14 protein-coding genes are annotated in these 20,816 nt (G+C 59.7%); 11 read left to right on the forward strand and 3 right to left on the reverse strand.

The features are described 5' to 3' along the window. Positions 1-258: 258 nt before the first annotated feature. Entirely contained in the window at positions 259-2,241 is a 1,983-nt protein-coding gene (gene aceF, locus AB4P97_RS26445; RefSeq protein WP_395601809.1) for a dihydrolipoyllysine-residue acetyltransferase, read from the reverse strand. A gap of 11 nt (positions 2,242-2,252) precedes the next feature. Then, complete coding sequence (gene aceE, locus AB4P97_RS26450) at positions 2,253-4,898, reverse strand: pyruvate dehydrogenase (acetyl-transferring), homodimeric type (protein WP_042557322.1); 2,646 nt, start codon at positions 4,896-4,898, stop codon at positions 2,253-2,255. 384 nt (positions 4,899-5,282) lie between these two features. Between aceE and glnE the strand changes: the two genes are divergently transcribed. The 11 genes from glnE (at position 5,283) to AB4P97_RS26505 (ending at position 20,157) form a co-directional block, all read left to right on the forward strand. After that, positions 5,283-8,222 (forward strand): bifunctional [glutamate--ammonia ligase]-adenylyl-L-tyrosine phosphorylase/[glutamate--ammonia-ligase] adenylyltransferase, encoded by a 2,940-nt coding sequence (gene glnE / locus AB4P97_RS26455; protein WP_395601810.1) that lies wholly within the window; start codon positions 5,283-5,285, stop codon positions 8,220-8,222. Positions 8,223-8,684: 462 nt separating this feature from the next. Further along, complete coding sequence (waaF, locus tag AB4P97_RS26460) at positions 8,685-9,719, forward strand: lipopolysaccharide heptosyltransferase II (RefSeq protein WP_395601811.1); 1,035 nt, start codon at positions 8,685-8,687, stop codon at positions 9,717-9,719. Between the two features lies 1 nt (position 9,720). Then, complete coding sequence (gene waaC / locus AB4P97_RS26465) at positions 9,721-10,782, forward strand: lipopolysaccharide heptosyltransferase I (protein WP_047299457.1); 1,062 nt, start codon at positions 9,721-9,723, stop codon at positions 10,780-10,782. Next, the gene (locus tag AB4P97_RS26470; RefSeq protein WP_395601812.1) at positions 10,782-11,903 is read left to right on the forward strand and encodes a glycosyltransferase family 4 protein; all 1,122 of its coding nucleotides are present in this window, start codon (positions 10,782-10,784) and stop codon (positions 11,901-11,903) included. Before waaC ends, AB4P97_RS26470 begins: the two co-directional genes overlap by 1 nt. Further along, positions 11,904-12,710: a lipopolysaccharide core heptose(I) kinase RfaP gene (gene rfaP / locus AB4P97_RS26475; RefSeq protein WP_395601813.1), complete on the forward strand. Its 807-nt coding sequence runs from the start codon at positions 11,904-11,906 to the stop codon at positions 12,708-12,710. Beyond that, a complete protein-coding gene (locus tag AB4P97_RS26480) occupies positions 12,710-13,444 on the forward strand; it encodes a lipopolysaccharide kinase InaA family protein (protein ID WP_042557328.1) in 735 nt (244 codons plus the stop codon). Before rfaP ends, AB4P97_RS26480 begins: the two co-directional genes overlap by 1 nt. Continuing rightward, complete coding sequence (locus AB4P97_RS26485; protein WP_395601814.1) at positions 13,441-14,193, forward strand: lipopolysaccharide kinase InaA family protein; 753 nt, start codon at positions 13,441-13,443, stop codon at positions 14,191-14,193. The genes AB4P97_RS26480 and AB4P97_RS26485 overlap by 4 nt, the downstream gene beginning before the upstream one ends. Further along, positions 14,193-15,641 carry a lipopolysaccharide kinase InaA family protein gene (locus tag AB4P97_RS26490; RefSeq protein ID WP_395601815.1) on the forward strand — a complete coding sequence of 483 codons (1,449 nt, stop codon included), beginning with the start codon at positions 14,193-14,195 and terminating at the stop codon, positions 15,639-15,641. Before AB4P97_RS26485 ends, AB4P97_RS26490 begins: the two co-directional genes overlap by 1 nt. Before the next feature lie 346 nt (positions 15,642-15,987). Continuing rightward, positions 15,988-17,742 carry a carbamoyltransferase gene (locus AB4P97_RS26495; protein ID WP_047299460.1) on the forward strand — a complete coding sequence of 585 codons (1,755 nt, stop codon included), beginning with the start codon at positions 15,988-15,990 and terminating at the stop codon, positions 17,740-17,742. Continuing rightward, a complete protein-coding gene (locus tag AB4P97_RS26500; protein WP_042557332.1) occupies positions 17,735-18,643 on the forward strand; it encodes a glycosyltransferase family A protein in 909 nt (302 codons plus the stop codon). Before AB4P97_RS26495 ends, AB4P97_RS26500 begins: the two co-directional genes overlap by 8 nt. Before the next feature lie 74 nt (positions 18,644-18,717). Further along, a complete protein-coding gene (locus AB4P97_RS26505; protein ID WP_230679642.1) occupies positions 18,718-20,157 on the forward strand; it encodes a hypothetical protein in 1,440 nt (479 codons plus the stop codon). Between the two features lie 3 nt (positions 20,158-20,160). Here the strand turns inward: AB4P97_RS26505 and AB4P97_RS26510 are convergent, their stop codons facing one another. Next, positions 20,161-20,814: a lipopolysaccharide kinase InaA family protein gene (locus AB4P97_RS26510; RefSeq protein WP_042557334.1), complete on the reverse strand. Its 654-nt coding sequence runs from the start codon at positions 20,812-20,814 to the stop codon at positions 20,161-20,163. Between the last annotated feature and the right edge of the window lie 2 nt (positions 20,815-20,816).

Consider the following 20,816-nt stretch of genomic DNA (forward strand, 5'->3'; position numbering starts at 1 on the left):
TGAATTGCTGAATAAGTTTTAGTGTCAAGTTCGTTAAATAAACTTGCTGCGCCAAGGTTAGTTGTAAGTTGAATGAATAAGTCGGCGTAAAGTTGACTGGAGTCGTGGCCGATGTCAGCGCGACTTGTAGGAAAAACACGAAGCCTGGTTTATTTCAGGCAAAAAAAGCCCCGCCAATTGGCGGGGTTGAGGTACGAGCGTGTGGCGCTCGAAAACGTGGTGCACAAGCGGCCCTCCGTCGCCGGAGGGCCGCCTGGATTACAGCAGGATGGTGCGGATGTCCGCCAGCAGGCTGCCCAGACGCTGGGTGAAGCGTGCGGCAGCGGCGCCGTTGATCACACGGTGATCGTAGGACAGCGACAGCGGCAGCATCAGTTTCGGCTGGAAGGCTTTGCCGTCCCAGACTGGCTGGATGGTTGCCTTGGAAACACCGAGGATCGCCACTTCCGGCGCGTTGACGATCGGCGTGAAGCCGGTGCCGCCAATGTGGCCGAGGCTGGAAATGGTAAAGCAGGCGCCTTGCATGTCGTCAGCGGTAAGCTTCTTGTCGCGGGCTTTGGCGGCCAGCGCAGCGGCTTCGGCTGCCAGTTGCAACAGGCTCTTCTGGTCGACGTTCTTGATGACCGGTACCAGCAGGCCATCCGGGGTGTCGACGGCGAAGCCGATGTTCACGTACTTCTTGCGGATGATCGCCTTGCCGCTTGGTGCCAGCGAACTGTTGAAGTCCGGCAGCTCCTTGAGCATGTGCGCGCACGACTTGAGCAGCAGCGGCAGGATGGTCAGCTTGACGCCGGCCTTCTCTGCAACGGCTTTCTGTGCGACGCGGAACGCTTCCAGCTCAGTGATATCAGCCGAATCGAACTGAGTCACGTGCGGAATATTCAGCCAGCTGCGGTGCAGGCTCGACGCGCCGATTTGCATCAGGCGAGTCATCGGCACTTCTTCGATTTCGCCGAAACGGCTGAAGTCGACAACCGGAATCGGCGGGATGCCCGCACCACCGGTAGCGCCAGCAGCAGCGGCCGGTGCTTCCTTGGCCTTCTGCATCATCGCTTTGACGTAAACCTGCACGTCTTCTTTCAGAATACGACCGTGCGGACCGCTGGCGCCGACTGCGTTCAGCTCAACGCCGAATTCGCGGGCCAGTTGACGCACGGCAGGGCCGGCGTGAACTTTCGCGCCCGGCTTGGCCGGGGCGGCGGCTGGTGCGGCAGCAGCGGGTGCAGGTGCAGCGGCAGCCGGGGCAGCAGCGGCAGGTGCCGGAGCACTTGCAGCGGCAGCTGGAGCCGGGGCAGCAGCAGGCGCCGCGCCTTTGACTTTCAGCTTCAGAATCAGGTCGCCAGTGCCGACTTCGTCATCCAGCTTGATGGAAACGCTTTCGACCACGCCAGCGGCAGGCGACGGGATTTCCATGCTCGCCTTGTCGGATTCCAGAGTGATCAGCGATTGATCAGCTTCGACAGTGTCGCCAGCCTTGACCAACACTTCGATGATCTTGGCCTTGCCGGCCGAACCGATGTCCGGAACGTGGATGTCCTGAACGCTGTCGGCCACCGGTGCAGCTGGCGCGGCTGCCGGGGCAGGCGCAGCAGCAGCGGCTGGCGCAGCAGCCTGAGCCGGAGCGGCAGCAGCAGGGGCCGCAGCACCCGCCACTTCCAGATCCAGAATCAGGTCACCGGTACCCACTTCGTCGTTGAGCTTGACGCTGATGGCCTTGACCACGCCAGCGGCAGGCGACGGGATTTCCATGCTCGCCTTGTCGGATTCAAGGGTGATCAGCGATTGATCAGCTTCGACGGTGTCGCCGACCTTGACCTGGATCTCGATGATCTGCGCCTTGCCCGACGAACCGATGTCCGGCACGTGCACTTGCTGAACCGAAGCGGCAGCAGGGGCAGCAGGGGCAGCGGCTGGCGCGGCAGCAGCAGGAGCGGCAGCCGGTTTGGCTTCAGCTTTTGCAGCAGGCGCCGCGGCAGGTGCGGCAGGTGCGGGGGCCGCTTCAGCGGCGCCCTCGACTTCCAGCTCCAGCAGTTCGTCGCCTTCTTTCAGACGGTCGCCCAGCTTCACTTTCAGGCTCTTGATGACGCCGGCTTTCGGGGCCGGCACTTCCATGCTGGCCTTGTCCGATTCCAGGGTCAGGATGCTCTGGTCGGCTTCGATACGGTCGCCGACCTTCACAAACAGTTCAATTACTTCACCTTCACCGCTGCCGATGTCAGGTACGCGAATGAGTTCGCTCACAAAATGTCTCCTCAGCAGTCCAGTGGGTTGCGTTTTTCCGGGTCGATGCCGAACTTGGTGATGGCTTCAGCCACAACCTTGGGTTCGATATCACCACGGTCAGCCAGTGCTTCCAGGGCTGCCAACACCACGAAATGACGGTCAACTTCGAAGAAATGACGCAGTTTCTTGCGGCTGTCGCTGCGGCCGAAACCGTCGGTGCCCAGGACCTTGAATTCCTTGGACGGTACCCACTGACGGATCTGCTCGGCGAACAGCTTCATGTAGTCGGTAGAGGCAATGACCGGACCTTTACGGCCGCTCAGGCACTCTTCAACGTAGCTCTTCTGAGGCTTCTGGCCAGGCTTGAGACGGTTGCTGCGCTCTACGGCCAGGCCGTCGCGACGCAGTTCGTTGAAGCTGGTGACGCTCCACACGTCGGCGCCGATGTTGAACTGTTCACGCAGGATCTTCGCCGCTTCACGCACTTCGCGCAGGATGGTGCCGGAGCCCATCAGCTGTACGTGGTGTGCTGCTTCGCGGGTGTCTTCTTCGAGCAGGTACATGCCCTTGATGATGCCTTCCTCTGCACCGGCCGGCATGGCAGGTTGCTGGTAGGACTCGTTCATCACGGTGATGTAGTAGAAAACGTCCTGCTGCTCTTCGGTCATCTTCTTCATGCCGTCCTGAATGATCACCGCCAGCTCGTAGCCGTAGGTTGGATCAAAGGTGCGGCAGTTCGGGATGGTGGCAGCCAGGATGTGGCTGTGACCGTCTTCGTGTTGCAGGCCTTCACCGTTCAGGGTGGTCCGGCCCGCGGTACCGCCGATCAGGAAGCCACGGGTGCGGCTGTCGCCTGCTGCCCAAGCCAGGTCGCCAATACGCTGGAAGCCGAACATCGAGTAGAAGATGTAGAACGGCAGCATTGGCTGGTTGTGGCTGGAGTACGAAGTACCGGCAGCGATGAAGGAGCTCATGGCGCCCGCTTCGTTGATGCCTTCTTCGAGGATCTGGCCCTTTTTGTCTTCCTTGTAGAACATCACCTGGTCTTTATCGACTGGCTCGTAGAGCTGGCCGACGGACGAATAGATGCCCAATTGACGGAACATGCCTTCCATACCAAAGGTACGGGCTTCGTCCGGGATGATCGGCACGATACGCGAGCCGATTTCCTTGTCCTTGACCAGTTGCGCGAGGATCCGCACGAAAGCCATGGTGGTGGAGATTTCACGGTCGCCCGAGCCGTCGAGGATAGCCTTGAGGGTATCGAGTGGCGGTGTAGGAATGTCGAAGGACTTGGCGCGGCGCTGTGGCACGAAACCGCCCAGTGCAGTGCGGCGCTCGCTCAGGTAGCGGGCTTCGGCGCTGTTTGGCTCTGGCTTGAAGAACGGCAGGTTCTCCAGCTCTTCGTCCTTGACCGGGATGTCGAAGCGATCGCGGAACAACTTCAGGCTGTCGACATCGACTTTCTTGGTGTTGTGCGCAGTGTTTTTCGCTTCGCCGGCACCAGTGCCATAACCCTTGATGGTCTTGGCCAGGATGACGGTTGGTTGTTCTTTGTGGTTGACCGCTTCGTGGTACGCCGCGTAGACCTTGTACGGGTCGTGGCCGCCACGGTTGAGTTTCCAGATCTCGTCGTCGGACAGATCGGCAACCATCGCCTTGAGTTCTGGCGAGTTGAAGAAGTGTTCACGCACGAACGCGCCGTCTTTGGCTTTGTAGTTCTGGTACTCGCCGTCGATGACTTCATCCATGCGACGTTGCAGGATGCCGTCGACGTCTTTGGCCAGCAGTGGGTCCCAGAAACGGCCCCAGATGACTTTGGTCACGTTCCACTGAGCACCGCGGAACACGCCTTCGAGTTCCTGGATGATCTTGCCGTTACCGCGAACCGGGCCGTCGAGGCGCTGCAGGTTGCAGTTGATGACGAAGATCAGGTTGTCGAGCTTCTCGCGGCCAGCCAGGGAGATGGCGCCCAGGGATTCTGGTTCGTCGCACTCGCCGTCGCCCAGGAAGCACCAGACTTTTTGCTTGCCTTCCGGGATGAAGCCACGAGCTTCCAGGTACTTCATGAAACGTGCCTGGTAGATCGCCTGGATCGGACCCAGACCCATCGATACGGTCGGGAACTGCCAGAAGTCAGGCATCAGCCAAGGGTGCGGGTAGGACGACAGGCCCTGACCGTCTACTTCCTGGCGGAAGTTGTTCATCTGGTCTTCGGTGATGCGGCCTTCCATGAATGCACGGGCGTAAACGCCTGGCGAGGTGTGGCCCTGGAAGTAGATCAGGTCGCCGCCGTGTTCGTCGGTCGGGGCCTGGAAGAAGTAGTTGAAGCCGATGTCATACAGGGTCGCACTGGAAGCGAAGCTGGAGATGTGACCACCCAGGTCAGAATCTTTCAGGTTCGTACGCATTACCATGGCCATCGCGTTCCAGCGTACCAACGAGCGAATGCGGCGTTCCATGAACAGGTCGCCAGGCATGCGTGCTTCGTGGGTCACGGGGATGGTGTTGCGGTAAGGCGTGGTGATGGCGTAAGGGAGCTGCGAGCCGCTGCGGGTCGCGAGTTCGCCCATACGGGTCATCAGATAGTGAGCACGGTCTTCGCCTTCTTTGTCGAGAACCGATTCCAGGGCGTCCAGCCATTCCTGGGTTTCGACGGGATCGAGGTCTTGCATGGCTTGCTCCAGGGCGGAAAGGCTTCCAGAATCGGTTGCCTGAGTTTGCGACTGGCCTTGTGGGCAGACGATTTAAAATTCTTGGATTGCCGACAGGTTGTTCCGGCGGCGTGTAGTTTTACTACAAATCTTCCGGCATTTCAGCCTTTCGAATGTATAGACGAGTAGTAAAACTACAGATGAAAGGCTTGTGGCCTCCGACTACGTTGTGAGAATAATCGTTAAGGTTGGTCGATTGCCATCCGAAAAAGGTGAAAGTTTGATGCTGGCTGCCAAAGAAAAAGAAATATCAGCTATTTCTAACTTTTGTTCGACAGTCCTTCAGGTAGCGGGTTTTCACCGTTCACTACAAGCGGCCATTTACACGCCGATCAAGGATAGACCATGACCCTGCCCGTGCTTGCCGAACTGCCCGCCATTCTCCTGCCGTTGGTCACTCGATCCGAGCAGTCGTTCCGTACGGCCGTCGCCGCGCTTGAAGACGATCATGGCTTCTCGAACTGGACATCCGAACGCTGGGCGCAATTTGCCCGCGTCACCGTCGCCAGCGAGTTCGTCATTGAACAGAGCGTTCGTGACCCTTTGATGTTACTGACGCTGGTGCAGTCCGGTGAGCTCGACCGGCCGTTTGCCCCCGGCGAATTGTGCGCGCAAATAGCCGCTGCAGTGGCGGCCGCCCAGACCGAAGATGAACTCGGTCACGTCCTGCGCCGTCAGCGCGCACGCCATCAGGTGCGGATTATCTGGCGTGATCTGACCCGCCAGGCCGATCTCGTGCAGACCTGCCGTGATCTGTCGGACATGGCCGATGCCTCTATCGATCAAGCCTATCAATGGTTGTACAGCCGCCATTGTCAGCAGTTCGGCACGCCGACCGGGCGTCGCAGCGGTTTGCCACAGCAGATGGTCATTCTTGGCATGGGCAAGCTCGGCGCGGTTGAGTTGAACCTGTCCTCGGACATCGACTTGATCTTCGCCTACCCCGAGGGCGGCGAAACCGTTGGCGTGAAGCGCGCGCTGGATAATCAGGAATTCTTCATCCGACTGGGCCAGCGCCTGATCAAGGCGCTGGACCCGATGACCGTCGATGGTTTCGTGTTCCGTGTCGACATGCGTCTGCGTCCATATGGTTCATCGGGCGCGCTGGTGCTGAGCTTCAATGCGCTGGAGCAGTATTACCAGGATCAGGGTCGCGACTGGGAACGCTACGCCATGATCAAGGCGCGTGTGGTGGCCGGCGATCAAGTGGCGGGCGCGCAGTTGCTCGACATGCTGCGGCCGTTTGTTTACCGGCGTTATCTGGACTTCTCGGCAATCGAAGCGCTGCGCACCATGAAGCAGCTGATTCAGCAGGAAGTCCGGCGCAAGGGCATGGCCGACAACATCAAGCTCGGTTCGGGTGGGATCCGCGAGGTCGAGTTCATCGCCCAGGCTTTTCAACTGATTCACGGCGGGCGTGATCTGAGTCTGCAACAGCGTCCTCTATTAAAGGTGTTGAGCACGCTGGAAGGGCAGGGTTATCTGCCACCCGCGGTGATCAGCGAGTTGCGCGAGGGGTATGAATTTCTGCGTTACACCGAGCACGCGATCCAGGCGATTGCCGACCGCCAGACCCAGATGCTGCCGGATGGCGTTCAGGATCAGGCGCGTATCGCATTCATGCTTGGGTTTGCCGACTGGGAAGCCTTCCACGAAAAACTGATGTTCTGGCGCGGCCGGGTGGCCTGGCACTTCGCGCAGGTGATCGCTGATCCTGATGAGGAAGAGGGCGCCCAAAGCGAAGTGGTGGTTGGCGGTGAATGGCTGCCGCTGTGGGAAGAGGCGCAGGACGAAGAGGCTGCCTGCCGTCAGTTGGAGGAGGGCGGTTTCAGCGATGCACCGAAAGCGCTGAAGGCCTTGGCCGGGCTACGCGGCAGTCCGCAACTGCGGGCGATGCAGCGTCTGGGGCGCGAACGTCTGGATTTGTTCATCCCGCGCCTGATTGCCCAAGCGGTTGAGCATGAAAACCCGGATCTGGTGCTGGAGCGTGTGCTGCCGCTGGTTGAAGCGGTGGCGCGGCGCTCGGCGTACCTGGTGTTGCTGACGGAAAACCCCGGTGCGCTGCGTCGCTTGTTGACGTTGTGTGCGGCAAGTCCGTGGATTGCCGAACAGATCACCCGCTTTCCGCTGTTGCTCGATGAATTGCTCAACGAAGGACGCTTGTTCAAGCCGCCATTGGCGCCGGAACTTGCCGCTGAATTGCGCGAGCGTCTGACGCGGATTCCCGAAGACGACCTCGAACAACAGATGGAAGCCCTGCGCCATTTCAAACTGGCGCACCGCTTGCGCGTCGCCGCGTCGGAAATCGCCGGCAGTTTGCCACTGATGAAGGTCAGCGATTATCTGACCTGGCTGGCCGAGGCAATTCTTGCGCAAGTGCTGGCGCTGGCCTGGCGCCAGACCGTGGCCAAGTACGGCACGCCGTTGCGTACCGACGGCACGTTGTGCGATCCCGGGTTCATCATTGTCGGTTACGGCAAAGTCGGCGGCCTGGAATTGGGGCATGGTTCGGACCTTGACCTGGTGTTCATCCACGACGGCGATCCACAGGCAGAAACCGATGGCCCGAAACCGATTGATGGCGCGCAATTCTTCACGCGGCTGGGGCAGCGGATCATCCACTTGCTGACGGCGCAGACCAACTCCGGTCAGCTTTATGAAGTGGATATGCGTTTGCGGCCGTCCGGTGCGTCGGGGTTGCTGGTGAGTTCGCTGGGTGCGTTCGCCCGCTATCAGGAAAACGAAGCCTGGACGTGGGAGCATCAGGCGCTGGTGCGGGCGCGGGTGCTGGTCGGCAGCCAGGATGTCGGGCAGGCCTTCGAGAAGGTTCGCGCCCAAGTGCTGGGTAAAACCCGGGACCTGGCCAAGCTGCAGCAGGAAGTCAGCGAGATGCGCGCGAAGATGCGCGATAACCTCGGCAGCAAGAGCACCGCAGCGGGCACCGCGGCAAACGCCTTCGAGGCCACGGCGCCGTTCGACCTCAAGCAGGACGCCGGAGGTATCGTCGATATTGAATTTATGGTGCAATACGCGGCTCTTGCGTGGTCGCAAAGCCACCCGCCATTGCTGCGCTGGACCGATAACATCCGCATTCTGGAAGAGCTGGAGCACGAAGGGCTGATGCCTGCCGAAGATGCCAGTCTGTTGCGTGAGGCCTATAAAGCCTACCGCTCCGCCGCCCACCGGCAGGCCTTGCAGAAGGACGCCGGGGGGATTGCAGGCGACCAGTTTGCTGAAGAGCGGCGACAGGTTTTGCGAATATGGCGTGAGCTGGGGCTAAGCTGAAAAAGGCCAGTGAGGGCTGTGAGATTCAAATGTGGGAGCGAGCCTGCTCGCGAAAACGGAGTGTCAGGCGACATTGATGCTGGATGTGCCGGCCCCATCGCGAGCAGGCTCGCTCCCACAGTGGATTTGCGCTGATCGCAGATTTACGGCAAGACGAACAAACCCTGTGGAAGCTGGCTTGCCAGCGATAGCGGAGTATCAGACGACAATAATGTTGAATGTGACGCCCCCATCGCGAGCAAGCTCGCTCCCACAGTGATCTGCGGTGAATCGCGGATGTTGGAACGGATGCAAAACCCTGTGGGACCTGGCTTGCCAGCGATAGCGGAGTATCAGACGACAATAATGTTGAATGTGACGCCCCCATCGCGAGCAAGCTCGCTCCCACAGTAGATCTACAGTGTTTGTAGAATTCTCGAGGCGGGGAGGCATTGGCCTCCCCGGTTCGTTTTTGGAAACCACATGAATATTCTGATCGTTGGGCCCAGTTGGGTCGGTGACATGGTGATGGCGCAGACACTGTTTCAGTGTCTCAAGCAACGCCACCCGCAATGCGAAATCGACGTGCTGGCCCCCGAGTGGAGCCGTCCGATCCTTGAGCGCATGCCCGAAGTACGCAAGGCCTTGAGCTTTCCGCTCGGCCACGGCGCGCTTGAATTGGCGACCCGTCGACGGATCGGCAAGTCCCTGCGCGGCCAGTACGACCAGGCGATCCTGCTGCCAAACTCGCTGAAATCGGCGCTGGTGCCATTCTTTGCCGGCATCCCGAAACGCACCGGCTGGCGCGGCGAGTTCCGTTATGGCCTGCTCAACGACGTGCGCACGCTTGATAAAGAGCGCTATCCGCTGATGATCGAGCGTTTCATGGCCCTGGCCTATGAACCGAACGCCGAACTGACGAAACCGTATCCACGCCCAAGCTTGCAAATCGACCCGGTCACCCGCGAAGCGGCGCTGGCCAAGTTTGGCTTGAGCCTCGACCGCCCGGTGTTGGCTCTGTGCCCAGGCGCCGAGTTCGGCGAATCCAAGCGCTGGCCATCCGAGCATTACGCCAAAGTTGCCGAAGCGCGGATTCGTGAAGGCTGGCAGGTGTGGCTGTTCGGTTCGAAAAACGATCACTCGGTCGGCGAAGACATCCGCGCGCGGCTGATTCCCGGCTTGCGTGAAGAGGCGGTGAATCTAAGCGGTGGCACCTCGTTGGCCGAAGCCATCGACCTGCTGTCCTGCGCCGACTCGGTAGTCTCCAATGACTCCGGCCTGATGCACGTCGCCTCCGCGCTGAACCGCCCGTTGGTGGCGGTTTATGGTTCGACCTCTCCGGGCTTTACTCCGCCGCTGGCCGAGCACGTCGAAATCGTCCGTTTGGGCCTCGATTGCAGCCCGTGCTTCGACCGAACCTGCCGTTTCGGCCATTACAACTGCCTGCGCCAGCTGATGCCGGACGCGGTCAACGATGCCTTGCAGAAATTGCACGGTTCTGTGGTCGAGGTTCATTAAGTTGCGGGTATTGCTGATCAAGACTTCATCGCTGGGCGACGTGATTCATGCGTTGCCGGCGCTGACCGACGCGGCCCGGGCCATTCCCGGAATCAAGTTCGACTGGGTGGTGGAAGAAGGCTTTGCCGAGATTCCGACCTGGCACCCGGCCGTTGACAAAGTGATTCCGGTGGCGATCCGTCGCTGGCGCAAAAGTCTTTGGAAAACCATCACCAGCGGCGAGTGGAAACGCTTCAAGCAGAGCGTGCGCGCGAACAAATACGATTTGGTGATCGACGCGCAGGGCTTGCTGAAAAGCGCCTGGCTGACCCGTTACGTCAAAGCACCGGTGGCCGGTCTCGATAAAGGCTCGGCCCGTGAACCGATGGCTGCGCGATTCTACGATCGCAAGCTGGCCGTGGCCCGCGGTCAACATGCCGTTGAACGCGTGCGTCAGTTGTTTGCCATCGCTCTCGGTTATGACCTGCCCAAAGGCCTGGGCGATTATGGTCTCAACGTCGAGCGTCTGGTCGAGCTGCCGCGCAAGAACGCCTTCGTGGTATTTCTCCACGGTACGACGTGGGACACCAAACACTGGCCGGAAGCTTACTGGCGGGAGCTGACCGAGCGTGTCGGTTATCTCGGCGTTGGCGTGAAACTGCCATGGGGCAACCCGCTGGAAAAGGCTCGCGCCGAGCGCATCGCCGCCGGTTTCAAACACGCCGAAGTCCTGCCGAAGCTGAATCTGGCCGGGGTCGGCAAAGTCCTTGCCGGCGCACAAGCCTGTGTGGCAGTGGACACAGGTCTCGGCCACTTGGCGGCGGCGCTGGACGTGCCGACCATCTCGCTGTTCGGCCCGACCAACCCGGGCCTGACCGGCGCCTACGGCAAGTTGCAGATTCACATGGCCAGCGACTTTCCATGCGCGCCGTGCCTGCAGAAAAAATGCACTTATCAACCGACCGAGCAGGATGCCCGTCAGTTTGACCTGAAGCGTGAACAGCCTCTGTGCTTCACGCGTCTGAACCCCGAGCGTGTCGCCAGCCGACTGAGCACGTTGTTAATGGCTGAGGAGCTGCGCTGATGCAATTGGCATTCGTCCTGTACAAATATTTCCCGTTCGGTGGCTTGCAGCGCGATTTCATGCGCATCGCCCTCGAATGCCAGAAGCGCGGCCACCAGATCCGCGTCTACACGCTGATCTGGGAAGGCGACGTGCCGCCCGGTTTCGAAGTGCTGGTGGCGCCGGTCAAGGCGTTCTTCAATCACCGTCGCAACGAAAAACTCAGTGCGTGGATGGAAGCGGATCTGGCCAAGCGTCCGGTGGATCGCCTGATCGGGTTCAACAAAATGCCCGGTCTGGATGTGTATTACGCCGCCGACGGTTGCTTCGAAGACAAGGCGCAGAACCTGCGCAATTCGCTGTACCGTCGCTGGGGCCGCTATCGCCACTTCGCCGAGTACGAGCGCGCGGTGTTCGCCAAAGAGGCGAAAACCGAAGTGCTGATGATTTCCGAAGTGCAGCAGCCGCTCTTCATCAAGCACTACGACACGCCACTCGAGCGCTTCCATTTGCTGCCGCCGGGCATTGCTCAGGATCGTCGCCGTCCGGCGGATGCCGATGAGATTCGCGCCGGTTTCCGTGCCGAATTCAAGCTCAAGGACGACGACCTGCTACTGGTGCAGATCGGTTCCGGATTCAAGACCAAAGGCGTCGATCGCAGTCTTAAAGCCCTGGCCGCATTGCCCGCCGAACTGAAGAAACGCACCCGGCTGTTTGTAATCGGCCAGGATGACCCCAAATTGTTCCAGATGCAGAGCGCCACTTTGGGCCTGGGCGACAACGTGACGTTCCTCAAGGGCCGCAGCGATATTCCGCGGTTCTTGCTCGGCGCCGATCTGTTGATCCACCCGGCGTACAACGAAAATACCGGTACAGTGCTGCTCGAAGCGCTGGTCGCAGGCCTGCCTGTGCTGGTCAGCGCGGTGTGCGGTTATGCCCACTACATTGCCGAGGCGGATGCCGGGCGAGTGCTGGACGAACCATTCGATCAGGCGCAACTGACGCGATACCTGACCGATATGTTGAGCGACGACGCTGCACGCGCGGCCTGGAGCCGCAATGGTCTGGCGTTCGCCGAAACGGCCGACCTTTACAGCATGCCGCAACACGCGGCGGATGTGATTCTGGCGGAGCACGCTTAAATGAAGTTGATGCTGGCTGAACCGTTCAAGAGCCTCTGGGCCGGACGCGACCCGTTCGCCGAAGTCGAGGGCTTGCAGGGCGAGGTGTACCGCGAGCTCGAAGCGCGCCGGACGCTGCGCACCGAAGTCGACGGCCATGGATTTTTTGTGAAGATCCATCGTGGCATCGGCTGGGGTGAGATCTTCAAGAACCTGCTGACCGCCAAACTGCCGGTGCTCGGCGCGGGTCAGGAGTGGAAAGCCATCCAGCGCTTGCAGGAAGTCGGCGTGCCGACCATGACTGCCGTGGCGTATGGCGAAAAGGGCAGCAACCCGGCCGATCAGCATTCGTTCATCGTTACCGAAGAACTGGCGCCGACCATCAGCCTCGAAGACTTCAGCATCGACTGGCTCAAGCAGCCACCGCAGCCGAAACTCAAACACGCGCTGATTGCCGAAGTGGCGCGCATGACTGGCATGATGCACCGCGCGGGCGTCAATCACCGCGACTGCTACATCTGCCACTTCCTGCTGCACACCGACAAACCGGTGACGGCGGATGATTTCAAACTCTCGGTGATCGACCTGCACCGCGCCCAGACCCGCGTCAGAATCACGCAACGCTGGCGCAACAAGGATCTGGCTGCGTTGTACTTTTCCGCCCTGGACATCGGCCTGACCCGTCGCGACAAGCTGCGATTCCTCAAGGGCTATTTCCAGCAGCCGCTACGGCAGATTCTTGCGCAAGAAGCGCCGCTACTGAACTGGCTGGAAGGTAAAGCCAACAAGCTCTACGCACGTAAACAGCGTTACGGGGATGCGCTCTGATGGCGGGTTGGACTCTTGAGCCGACGTACAGCGATCTGGCCGAAGATTTCGGCAGTCTGGAAGCCGTATTTGCCCTGCAAGGCGAGCGGCTTACGCGCGATCTGCTGTCCGAAGTGGTTCGCGTACAGCGCGGTGGCGTCAACTATTACGTCAAACGCTACGTCGGTGCAGGCAAGGGCCTGCGCCGTTACCTCGGTAAACCGCGCGTGAAGATGGAATGGCAGAACCTCAAACGGTTCGCCAAATGGGGCATTCCCACCGCTGAAGTGGTGGCGTGGGGGCTTGAGCGACGCGGCGCGGCTTACGACCGTGGTGCGATGATCACCCGCGAACTGCCCAATACCGAAGACCTCGCCGCACTCGCCGAGCGCAAGGATCCCAAGCTCAAGGATCGCGCCTGGGTGGACGCCGTCAGCCAACAGTTGGCCGGTTATACGCGCACGATGCATGATCACCGTTTTACCCATAACGATTTGAAATGGCGCAACCTGTTGATCGACGATCAGGCGCGCATATTTCTTATTGATTGCCCCAATGGCGAATTCTGGCGCGGCTTCTGGCTCAAGTATCGGATCACCAAGGATCTGGCCTGTCTCGACAAGCTCGCCAAATATCACCTGTCCAATACCCAACGCCTGCGCTTTTATATGCAATACCGCCAGTGCGATCGGCTCAATACTGCCGACAAGAATCGGATTCGGCACGTGGTGAGATTTTTCGAGGGACGCGAATGACTGACTTTCTCGCCAATGAAGACCGTGCGTTGCTTGAGCGCCACGGCCTGGGCACTTTTGACGCCCTGTGGGCCAAACAGCTTGAAGCGGTGGACGAGCCCAATACCGCCCGTGGCGGTTGGAGCAGCGTGTTCCGTCTCGATCTCGAAGGTCAGGGTTTCTACCTCAAGCGCCAGAGTAATTACCTGACCCGCACCTTGCATGCGCCGTTCGGCGAGCCAAGTTTTGCCCGCGAATTTCGTAATATCAGCCGCTACCGCAAGCTCGGTATTCCCGCGCTGCAAGCGGCGTTTTTCGGTGAGCGCAAAGTCGATGGCGAAGTCCGCGCGATTCTGCTGACGCGTGCGCTGGATGGCTGGAGCGACCTGGAGTCGCTGCTTGCGCGCTGGTCGCAGCTCAGCGCTGGGCAACAGTCGGCCATCCTCAAGGCCTGCGGGTTGCTGGCGCGGCAGTTGCACGGCGTGCGTCAGGTGCATGGCTGTTTTTATCCCAAACACATTTTTCTTCAGGCCCGCGGCGACGGGTATCAGGCGCAATTGATCGACCTGGAGAAAACCCGGCCGCTGTTGTTCGGCATGCGTGACCGGATCAAGGATCTGGAGCCGCTGCAGCGCCGCGCACCGCAGTGGAACGAGGCGCAACTGCGCGAGTTGCTGTCGGCCTATCTCGATCAGCCTGTGGACAGTTCGCTGCTCGACAGCTGGCTCGCCCGGCTGACTGCGCGCCGCAGTCACAAGGAGACTCGCTGATGCAATTGTCCGAGCTGGCCACTGTCGGGCGTACCCCGCAATTGCCGCTGACAGTCACCCTGGCCGATGCGGCCGGTGCTGCGGATTTGCAGTTGCTGAGCCTGCTGCGCGTGTTGCCTGGGCAACGTTACGTAGGTGCCGGCGTTTGGCGTGGTCGTCCGGTATTGGCCAAATTGCTGGTCGGCAGCAAGGCTGCTCGACATTTTCAGCGTGAACTGGAAGGCGTGCGCCTGTTGGCCGCACAAGGGCTGACGACACCGCTGCTGCTGGCCGATGGACTGAGCGGTGAGGGTGGCTGGCTGCTGTTCGACTTCCTGGAAGGCGCGCAAAGCCTTGGCGATGCATGGGCGCAAGTCGAGGCACTGCCGCCGCTGGCGGATGAACAAACCGCGGTGCTGGCCGAGGCGCTTGCCGCCATTGGCCAGTTGCACGGCAAAGGGCTTTGGCAGGAAGACCTGCATCTGGACAATCTGCTGCGCCACGGCGGTCAGTTGTACTTGATCGACGGTGCCGGCATTGCCGTGGAAACCGCCGGTCAGCCGTTGTCGCGGGAAAAGGTCCTGGAAAATCTCGGCGTGTTTTTCGCCCAGTTGCCCAAGGCGTTGGAGCCGTTCACCGAAGAGCTGCTGGTGTATTACCTGCTGAGCAACAGCGAGCACGCTTTGCCGCTGGAAGCCTTGCAGAAGCAGATCGACAAGGTACGCCGCTGGCGCCTGAAGGATTACCTGATCAAGGTCGGCCGCGAATGCACCCTGTTCAGCGTCCGCCGTGGTGCGTTTGGCCTGCAGGCGATTCGTCGCGAGGAAGAAGCGGCCATGGTTCCGGTGCTTGAACAGGCGGATGCGCTGCTTGAGCGCGGCCATCTCTACAAGACCGGCGGCGCGGCAAGCGTCGGCAAGGTCGAAGTGGGTGCGCGCCAATTGGTGATCAAGCGCTACAACATCAAGGATTTTGCGCATTGGCTCAAGCGGTTCTGGCGCCCGAGTCGTGCCTGGCATTCGTGGCGCGAAGGCAATCGCCTGGCGTTTCTCGGGATTGCCACGCCCAAGCCTCTGGCGGTGCTGGAAAAGCGCTTCCTGTGGTTGCGCAGCCGTGCCTATCTGGTGACCGAGTTCCTGCCGGGGCCGGACATCATCGAGCGCTTTGCGCCGTACGTTGAAAATGGCGAAGCACCGGAATCGGAGTTGCAGGCACTGGATCGGTTGTTTGCCCGATTGATTGCCGAGCGCATCAGTCATGGCGATTTCAAAGGCCACAACCTGTTCTGGCACAACGATCGCTGGGCGCTGATCGATCTTGACTCGATGTGTCAGCATGGCTCGCCGGGCAGCTTTGCCCCGGCCTATGCGAGGGACCGGGCGCGATTCATGCGTAACTGGCCCGAGAGCAGTGCGTTATATCAAGTGATCGATCAGCGATTGCCGAAAGATATTTCGAGTGGTGTCTGAGTCGGGTGAGAGATAAGGGCTTTGAAGTGTCTTGCAGTTTCTTCGCAAGCCATGAGCTGTGCCCACAACGGCCTCGGTGCGGATTTTCAGAGATTGCCATCGGTAGCCCGGGACGAAAATCAGTAGAACGCAGCACGATCGCATCGAAAATTTCGACGCGTGGGCGGTTATAGAGTCAGCGGACGAGGAATATGCAAACCATTCACCCCGGGGCAATTCGCACAGGGTAATTCCCGTCACGTTTACGCTATAATCCCGCTCTTTAGCTGTCTATCGCCTTATGCGAGGACACATCAATTTAAAAGGCGCATCGCGCCTGCACGCAGACTAAAGAGGCTAGACCCCTGTGGCATTGACGATTCTTGGCCTGTCCGGCGCCCTTAGCCACGATCCTTCAGCAGCCTTGTACATCGACGGCAAGCTGGTGGCGGCGGCTGAAGAAGAGCGCTTCGTACGCGATAAGCATGCAAAGAACCGCATGCCCTACGAGTCGGCGAAGTTCTGTCTTGAACAGGCCGGCATCAAGCCGTCCGATGTCGACGTAGTGGCAATCCCTTTCGCGCCGATCAGTCTGTTCGGCAAGGCCCGCTGGCACTATGCCAAGCGCTACTGGTACGCCCCGGACCGCGCGCTTGATGCGATCCTGATGGGCAATCGTCGCTACAAGCGCTACCGCAACAAGATCGTCTGGTGCCTCGAACAACTGGGTTTTGATCCGAAAAAGATCAAGATCGAACCGGTTGAGCACCATTTGGCCCACGCTTCCAGCGCTTACCATTGCTCCGGTTTCAAAGAGAAAACCGCGATCCTCGGTATCGACGGCAAGGGTGAGTACGCCACGACCTTCTTCGGTTACGGCGAAAACGGCAAGATCCACAAGATCAAGGAATTCTTCGACCCGGACTCCCTCGGCGGCCTGTACGGCGCAATCACCGAGTTCCTCGGTTTCGAGATGCTCGACGGTGAGTTCAAGGTCATGGGCATGGCGCCCTACGGTGACGCCAGCAAATACGATTTCTCGCGTCTGGCGTCGTTCGAAAATGGCGAACTGGTGATCAACACCGACTACGCCAACGTCATCGGCCTGCGTCGCTACAAAGAGAAGGGCAAAGGCTTCTACTTCTCGCCGAAGCTGATCGAATGGCTGGGCCCGAAACGCGAAGGCGACATCGCTGACGAACCTTACATCCACTACGCCGCGAGCATGCAAGCGCTGTTCGAAAAACTGGCGTTGCAGATGATCGACCACTACTTGGGCGACGTGCTCAAGGAGACCGGCAAACTGGCTTTCGCCGGCGGCTGTGCGTTGAACGTCAAGCTGAACCAGAAAATCATCGCCCGCGATGACATCAAGGAACTGTTCGTGCAGCCGGCGTCCGGCGATGCCGGCACCGCGGTTGGCGCAGCAGCCTATGTGTCACACGCTCGCGGCGTTCCGGTCGAGAAGATGGAACACGTCTACCTCGGCCCGTCATACAGCAACGAAGACGTGATCGCCGCGTGTGCCCGGCACGAGAGCAAGCCTGTCTGGCGCAAGCTCGACAACATGCCGGAGCAGATCGCCAAAATCATGGTCGAGGGCAATCCGGTGGCCTGGTTCCAGGGTCGCATGGAGTTCGGTCCGCGCGCATTGGGCGGTCGTTCGATCATTGGCTGCCCAAGCGTGGCCGGCGTTGCTGACCGGATCAACCACCAGATCAAGTTCCGTGAGCGCTGGAGGCCTTTCTGCCCGTCGATGCTCGACACTGTCGCCCCACAGATGATCAAGATCGATCACCCGGCGCCGTTCATGACGTTCACCTTCGAAGTATCTGAAGAGTGGAAGACCCGTGTGCCGGAGGTTGTCCACGAAGATGGCACGTCTCGCGCCCAGGTGCTCAAGCGCGAATACAATCCGCGCTACTATGACATGATGAAAGCGCTGGAAAACCTGACTGGCAACGGCGTGTCGCTGAACACTTCGCTCAACCGTCGTGGCGAACCGATGATCTGCTCGCCGACTGACGCGCTGAACATGTTTTTCGGCTCCGATCTGGAGTACCTGATCATGGAAGATATTCTGGTCGTTAAAGAGGGTGTAAAAGGATACGCAATTGACTGAAACCCTGATCAGCGTCGTGATCCCCGTTTACAACTACGCGCGAACCCTGCCCCGCGCAGTGGAGTCGGTGTTGGCGCAGTTGGATGAAGCGACGGCGGATTTGCTGGTCATCGACGATGGGTCGACGGACGAGACGCCTGAGGTAGTGGAATCGCTGTTGCTCAAGCATGGCGGGCGTTTTCGCGCGCTGCGCAAAAGCAATGGCGGGTTGTCTACGGTGCGCAATCTGGGGCTTGAAGAAACGACCGGGAAATATCTGGTTTTTCTCGATTCCGACGACGAAATGGCACCTGGTGCACTGGCCGCGATTTCGCAGCACATTGCCAGCAACCCGCAAACTCTGATGATCATTGGCGCGCATTGGTCAGTATTTGCTGACGGCAGGCGCAGCTTGCAGAGCGCCAAGCCTTTGCCGTTGACGTCTCGTCAGCGTTTGCAGGGCTACCTGCTGGACAAGACTGTATCGATATCCAACGGCGCCTGCGCAATGCATCGCGATGTATTCGCTCCGGGCAATTACCCGGAACATTTGCGCAACGTTGAGGATCTGCCGGTGTTTGCCCAGGTATTGGCGCGCTATCCTTGTACCGTCCTCGACAAGCCTCTGGCGCTGATCTACAAGCACGCCGACAGCATGCGTCACGATTTGCGCCAAAGTCTTGCTGCCGGTACGGAGCAGGTCGTCAGCGAGGTGTTTTCGAGTCGACGCATGCCAAAGGAGATGCACGACCTGCGTCAGGCCTTTTTGGCACAGCGTTGCTTGTCGCTGTTTCGCGATTGTTACTCACATGGCGAATACAGCCTGGCCAAGGGCTTCTATTTTCAGGCACTGCGTGCAGACTGGCGCACGTTTTCGCGCTGGTCCTACACTCGCAAGGCTTTGCGTTTGCTGTTTCGATAAATGGTCCGCCGTGACTGCGCGTACCTTGTAATGAGTGTTGGTGAGGTGGCTGGGTGAAAGGCAGGAGCGGGAAAGTGGGTACTCAGGTCTCCAGAATCATCGACGAATACCCGGTATGGCTGGCATTTTTTGGCAGTTTGCTGCTATCGCTGATAGCGGTCATGGGGACTGCGACAGTAGGGCGTGATGCCGCGCTTTACATCGATGTCGCACAACAAGTCACCGAGCATGGTCCCAATGTCGCCTGGGCCTCCTTCGACTGGCCGTGGTTTTCCCTTCTGCTTGCCGCTACCCATTCCATCCTGCGGTTGCCATTGGAACTGAGCGCCTACCTCTGGTGTGGTCTCTTCTTTGCCGGCACCAGTGCGTTGATGGTGGACTGCATCCGTCAGCGTTCGCCCGACATCACCCGTTGGGCCTGTCTTGTCATGCTGGCAATGCCGGCGGTCAATGCCTTTCGAAATGACATCATCCGTGAGTGCGGCTTCTGGTTTTTTTGCACGCTGGCGCTGTGGCTCGCGTTGCGCTGGCAGGCACGTGGGGGCTGGTTGCGTGCGGCATTCATTCATATGGCAATTGTCGCGGCAGCCTTGTTTCGGCTGGAGGCGCTGTTGTTGATGCCGGCGTTGGCGCTGTGGCAATTGCCCAGCCTGTGGTCGTCGAGCCGACGCCTGTCGTTCTTTCAATTTTCGTTGTTGCCGGTACTTGGGTTGCTGGTCGTGTCGGTGACAGGCGTGCTCATGTCGGCGCGCGTGGTGCTGTATCTGGACATGATTGAGCCTCGTGGTGTGTTCGCCTCGTTCCAGATGCTCTGCGATCAGTTCGCCAATTCACTCATCAACAAGTATTCCCAGGATGAAGCGGGCCGGATCATTTTCTTCGGCATCCTTGCGACCATGACGATTACTTTCGTCAAGTTGATGGGGCCGTTTGCCGTCCCGTTCATATTGCGGCGCAACTGGGGCGTGCTGGGCATCTACTGGCGCGACTATCGTCCTTTCGCCTGGGCAGCGTTGCTCTACCTGGTGGTACTGGTACTGTTTTTCATCAAGCAACAGTTCATGAACGCGCGCTACATGAGTTTTCTGAATCTGTTGTTTGTGCCTGTGCTGGCGATGGGGGTGGCAGCGTTTGCTCGCGAATTTCCGCGTCTGGGCAAGGGGCTGGTGGTGCTGGCGCTGCTGGTGATGCTCTCGAACGTCATCTCCACCGGGGCCGGGAAAACCCACTATATCGAGGCCGGCCGCTGGATGTCCTCCCATGTCGAACCGGACGCGCCGACTTACTTCTCGGATGGGCGGATCAGCTATTACGCGGGTCGCGGCTACGTGTTGCCAGTCCTGACGCAGGAAGAGGCAATATCGCCAGCGCATGCTGGCGACTACCGCTATTTCGTGATCGAGGCGAAGGGTGACGAGCCATGGCTGAACGAGTGGCTGGCAGCACACAAGCTGCGCATCCTTGAGCATTTCGCCAATCGCAAAGGCGCGACCGTTGTGGTGATTGGTCGCTAGGGTTCAAGCAAGCAGCGGGCGCAGGCGCGAGATCAGCGGCGCTTGCCGGTTGCTCGGCAGGGCCTGTCGGTAACCTTCGATAAAGGTGTCGCCGGCGTCCTGGCCCAGCAACCATTGCCGATCTTCCTTGTAGCGCAGCAGGTGAGCGAAATTGCGCAGGCGTTTGCTGTCGCTGAGCGAGCGCTTCTGGCAGCGCAGGTCGGCGATGTCGATCAGGCCCAGATGGCCGTCGGGGGTCAGCACCACGTTGCCGAAGTGCAGCGATCGAAAGTACACACCCTTCTCGTGCAATTGAGCAAAGTACCCGCCCAGTTGGAATCTCAGTGAGTCAGTCTCTTCGCTGGTGCCTTGTAACTGGCGCACGGTATTGCCCGCCAGCGGACTGTAATACACACAGTCACGCTCGATGCTCGGGATGCGGTACACCGCGATGACTTTGGGGCAGAGGATGCCGCGTTGTTCAAGGGCCCGGGTGTTGTCGGCAAAGCGTTGCGCGTAGGGGTAGAACAGCGCAGAGCTGAGCAGCCGCTTGCGACGGAACAGTTTGAGCATGCGTCCATCGGCCAATCTGAGCACCTTGTCGCCGGAGCCGTCGGCTTCCAGTACGTGTGCACCTTCGCGCAGTGCCTCGTAAGTGCTGTGATCAATCGATTGCATAT

Source organism: Pseudomonas sp. A1230, from assembly GCF_044218825.1.
Classification (GTDB): domain Bacteria; phylum Pseudomonadota; class Gammaproteobacteria; order Pseudomonadales; family Pseudomonadaceae; genus Aquipseudomonas; species Aquipseudomonas iridis.

Coding starts and splice junctions, on each gene's coding strand:
- AB4P97_RS26485 (WP_395601814.1), top strand. CDS start 13,441: ATGACTGACTTTCTCGCCAATGAAGACCGTGCGTTGCTTGAGCGCCAC.
- rfaP (WP_395601813.1), top strand. CDS start 11,904: ATGAAGTTGATGCTGGCTGAACCGTTCAAGAGCCTCTGGGCCGGACGC.
- glnE (WP_395601810.1), top strand. CDS start 5,283: ATGACCCTGCCCGTGCTTGCCGAACTGCCCGCCATTCTCCTGCCGTTG.
- AB4P97_RS26490 (WP_395601815.1), top strand. CDS start 14,193: ATGCAATTGTCCGAGCTGGCCACTGTCGGGCGTACCCCGCAATTGCCG.
- AB4P97_RS26480 (WP_042557328.1), top strand. CDS start 12,710: ATGGCGGGTTGGACTCTTGAGCCGACGTACAGCGATCTGGCCGAAGAT.
- AB4P97_RS26470 (WP_395601812.1), top strand. CDS start 10,782: ATGCAATTGGCATTCGTCCTGTACAAATATTTCCCGTTCGGTGGCTTG.
- waaF (WP_395601811.1), top strand. CDS start 8,685: ATGAATATTCTGATCGTTGGGCCCAGTTGGGTCGGTGACATGGTGATG.
- AB4P97_RS26510 (WP_042557334.1), bottom strand. CDS start 20,814: ATGCAATCGATTGATCACAGCACTTACGAGGCACTGCGCGAAGGTGCA.
- aceE (WP_042557322.1), bottom strand. CDS start 4,898: ATGCAAGACCTCGATCCCGTCGAAACCCAGGAATGGCTGGACGCCCTG.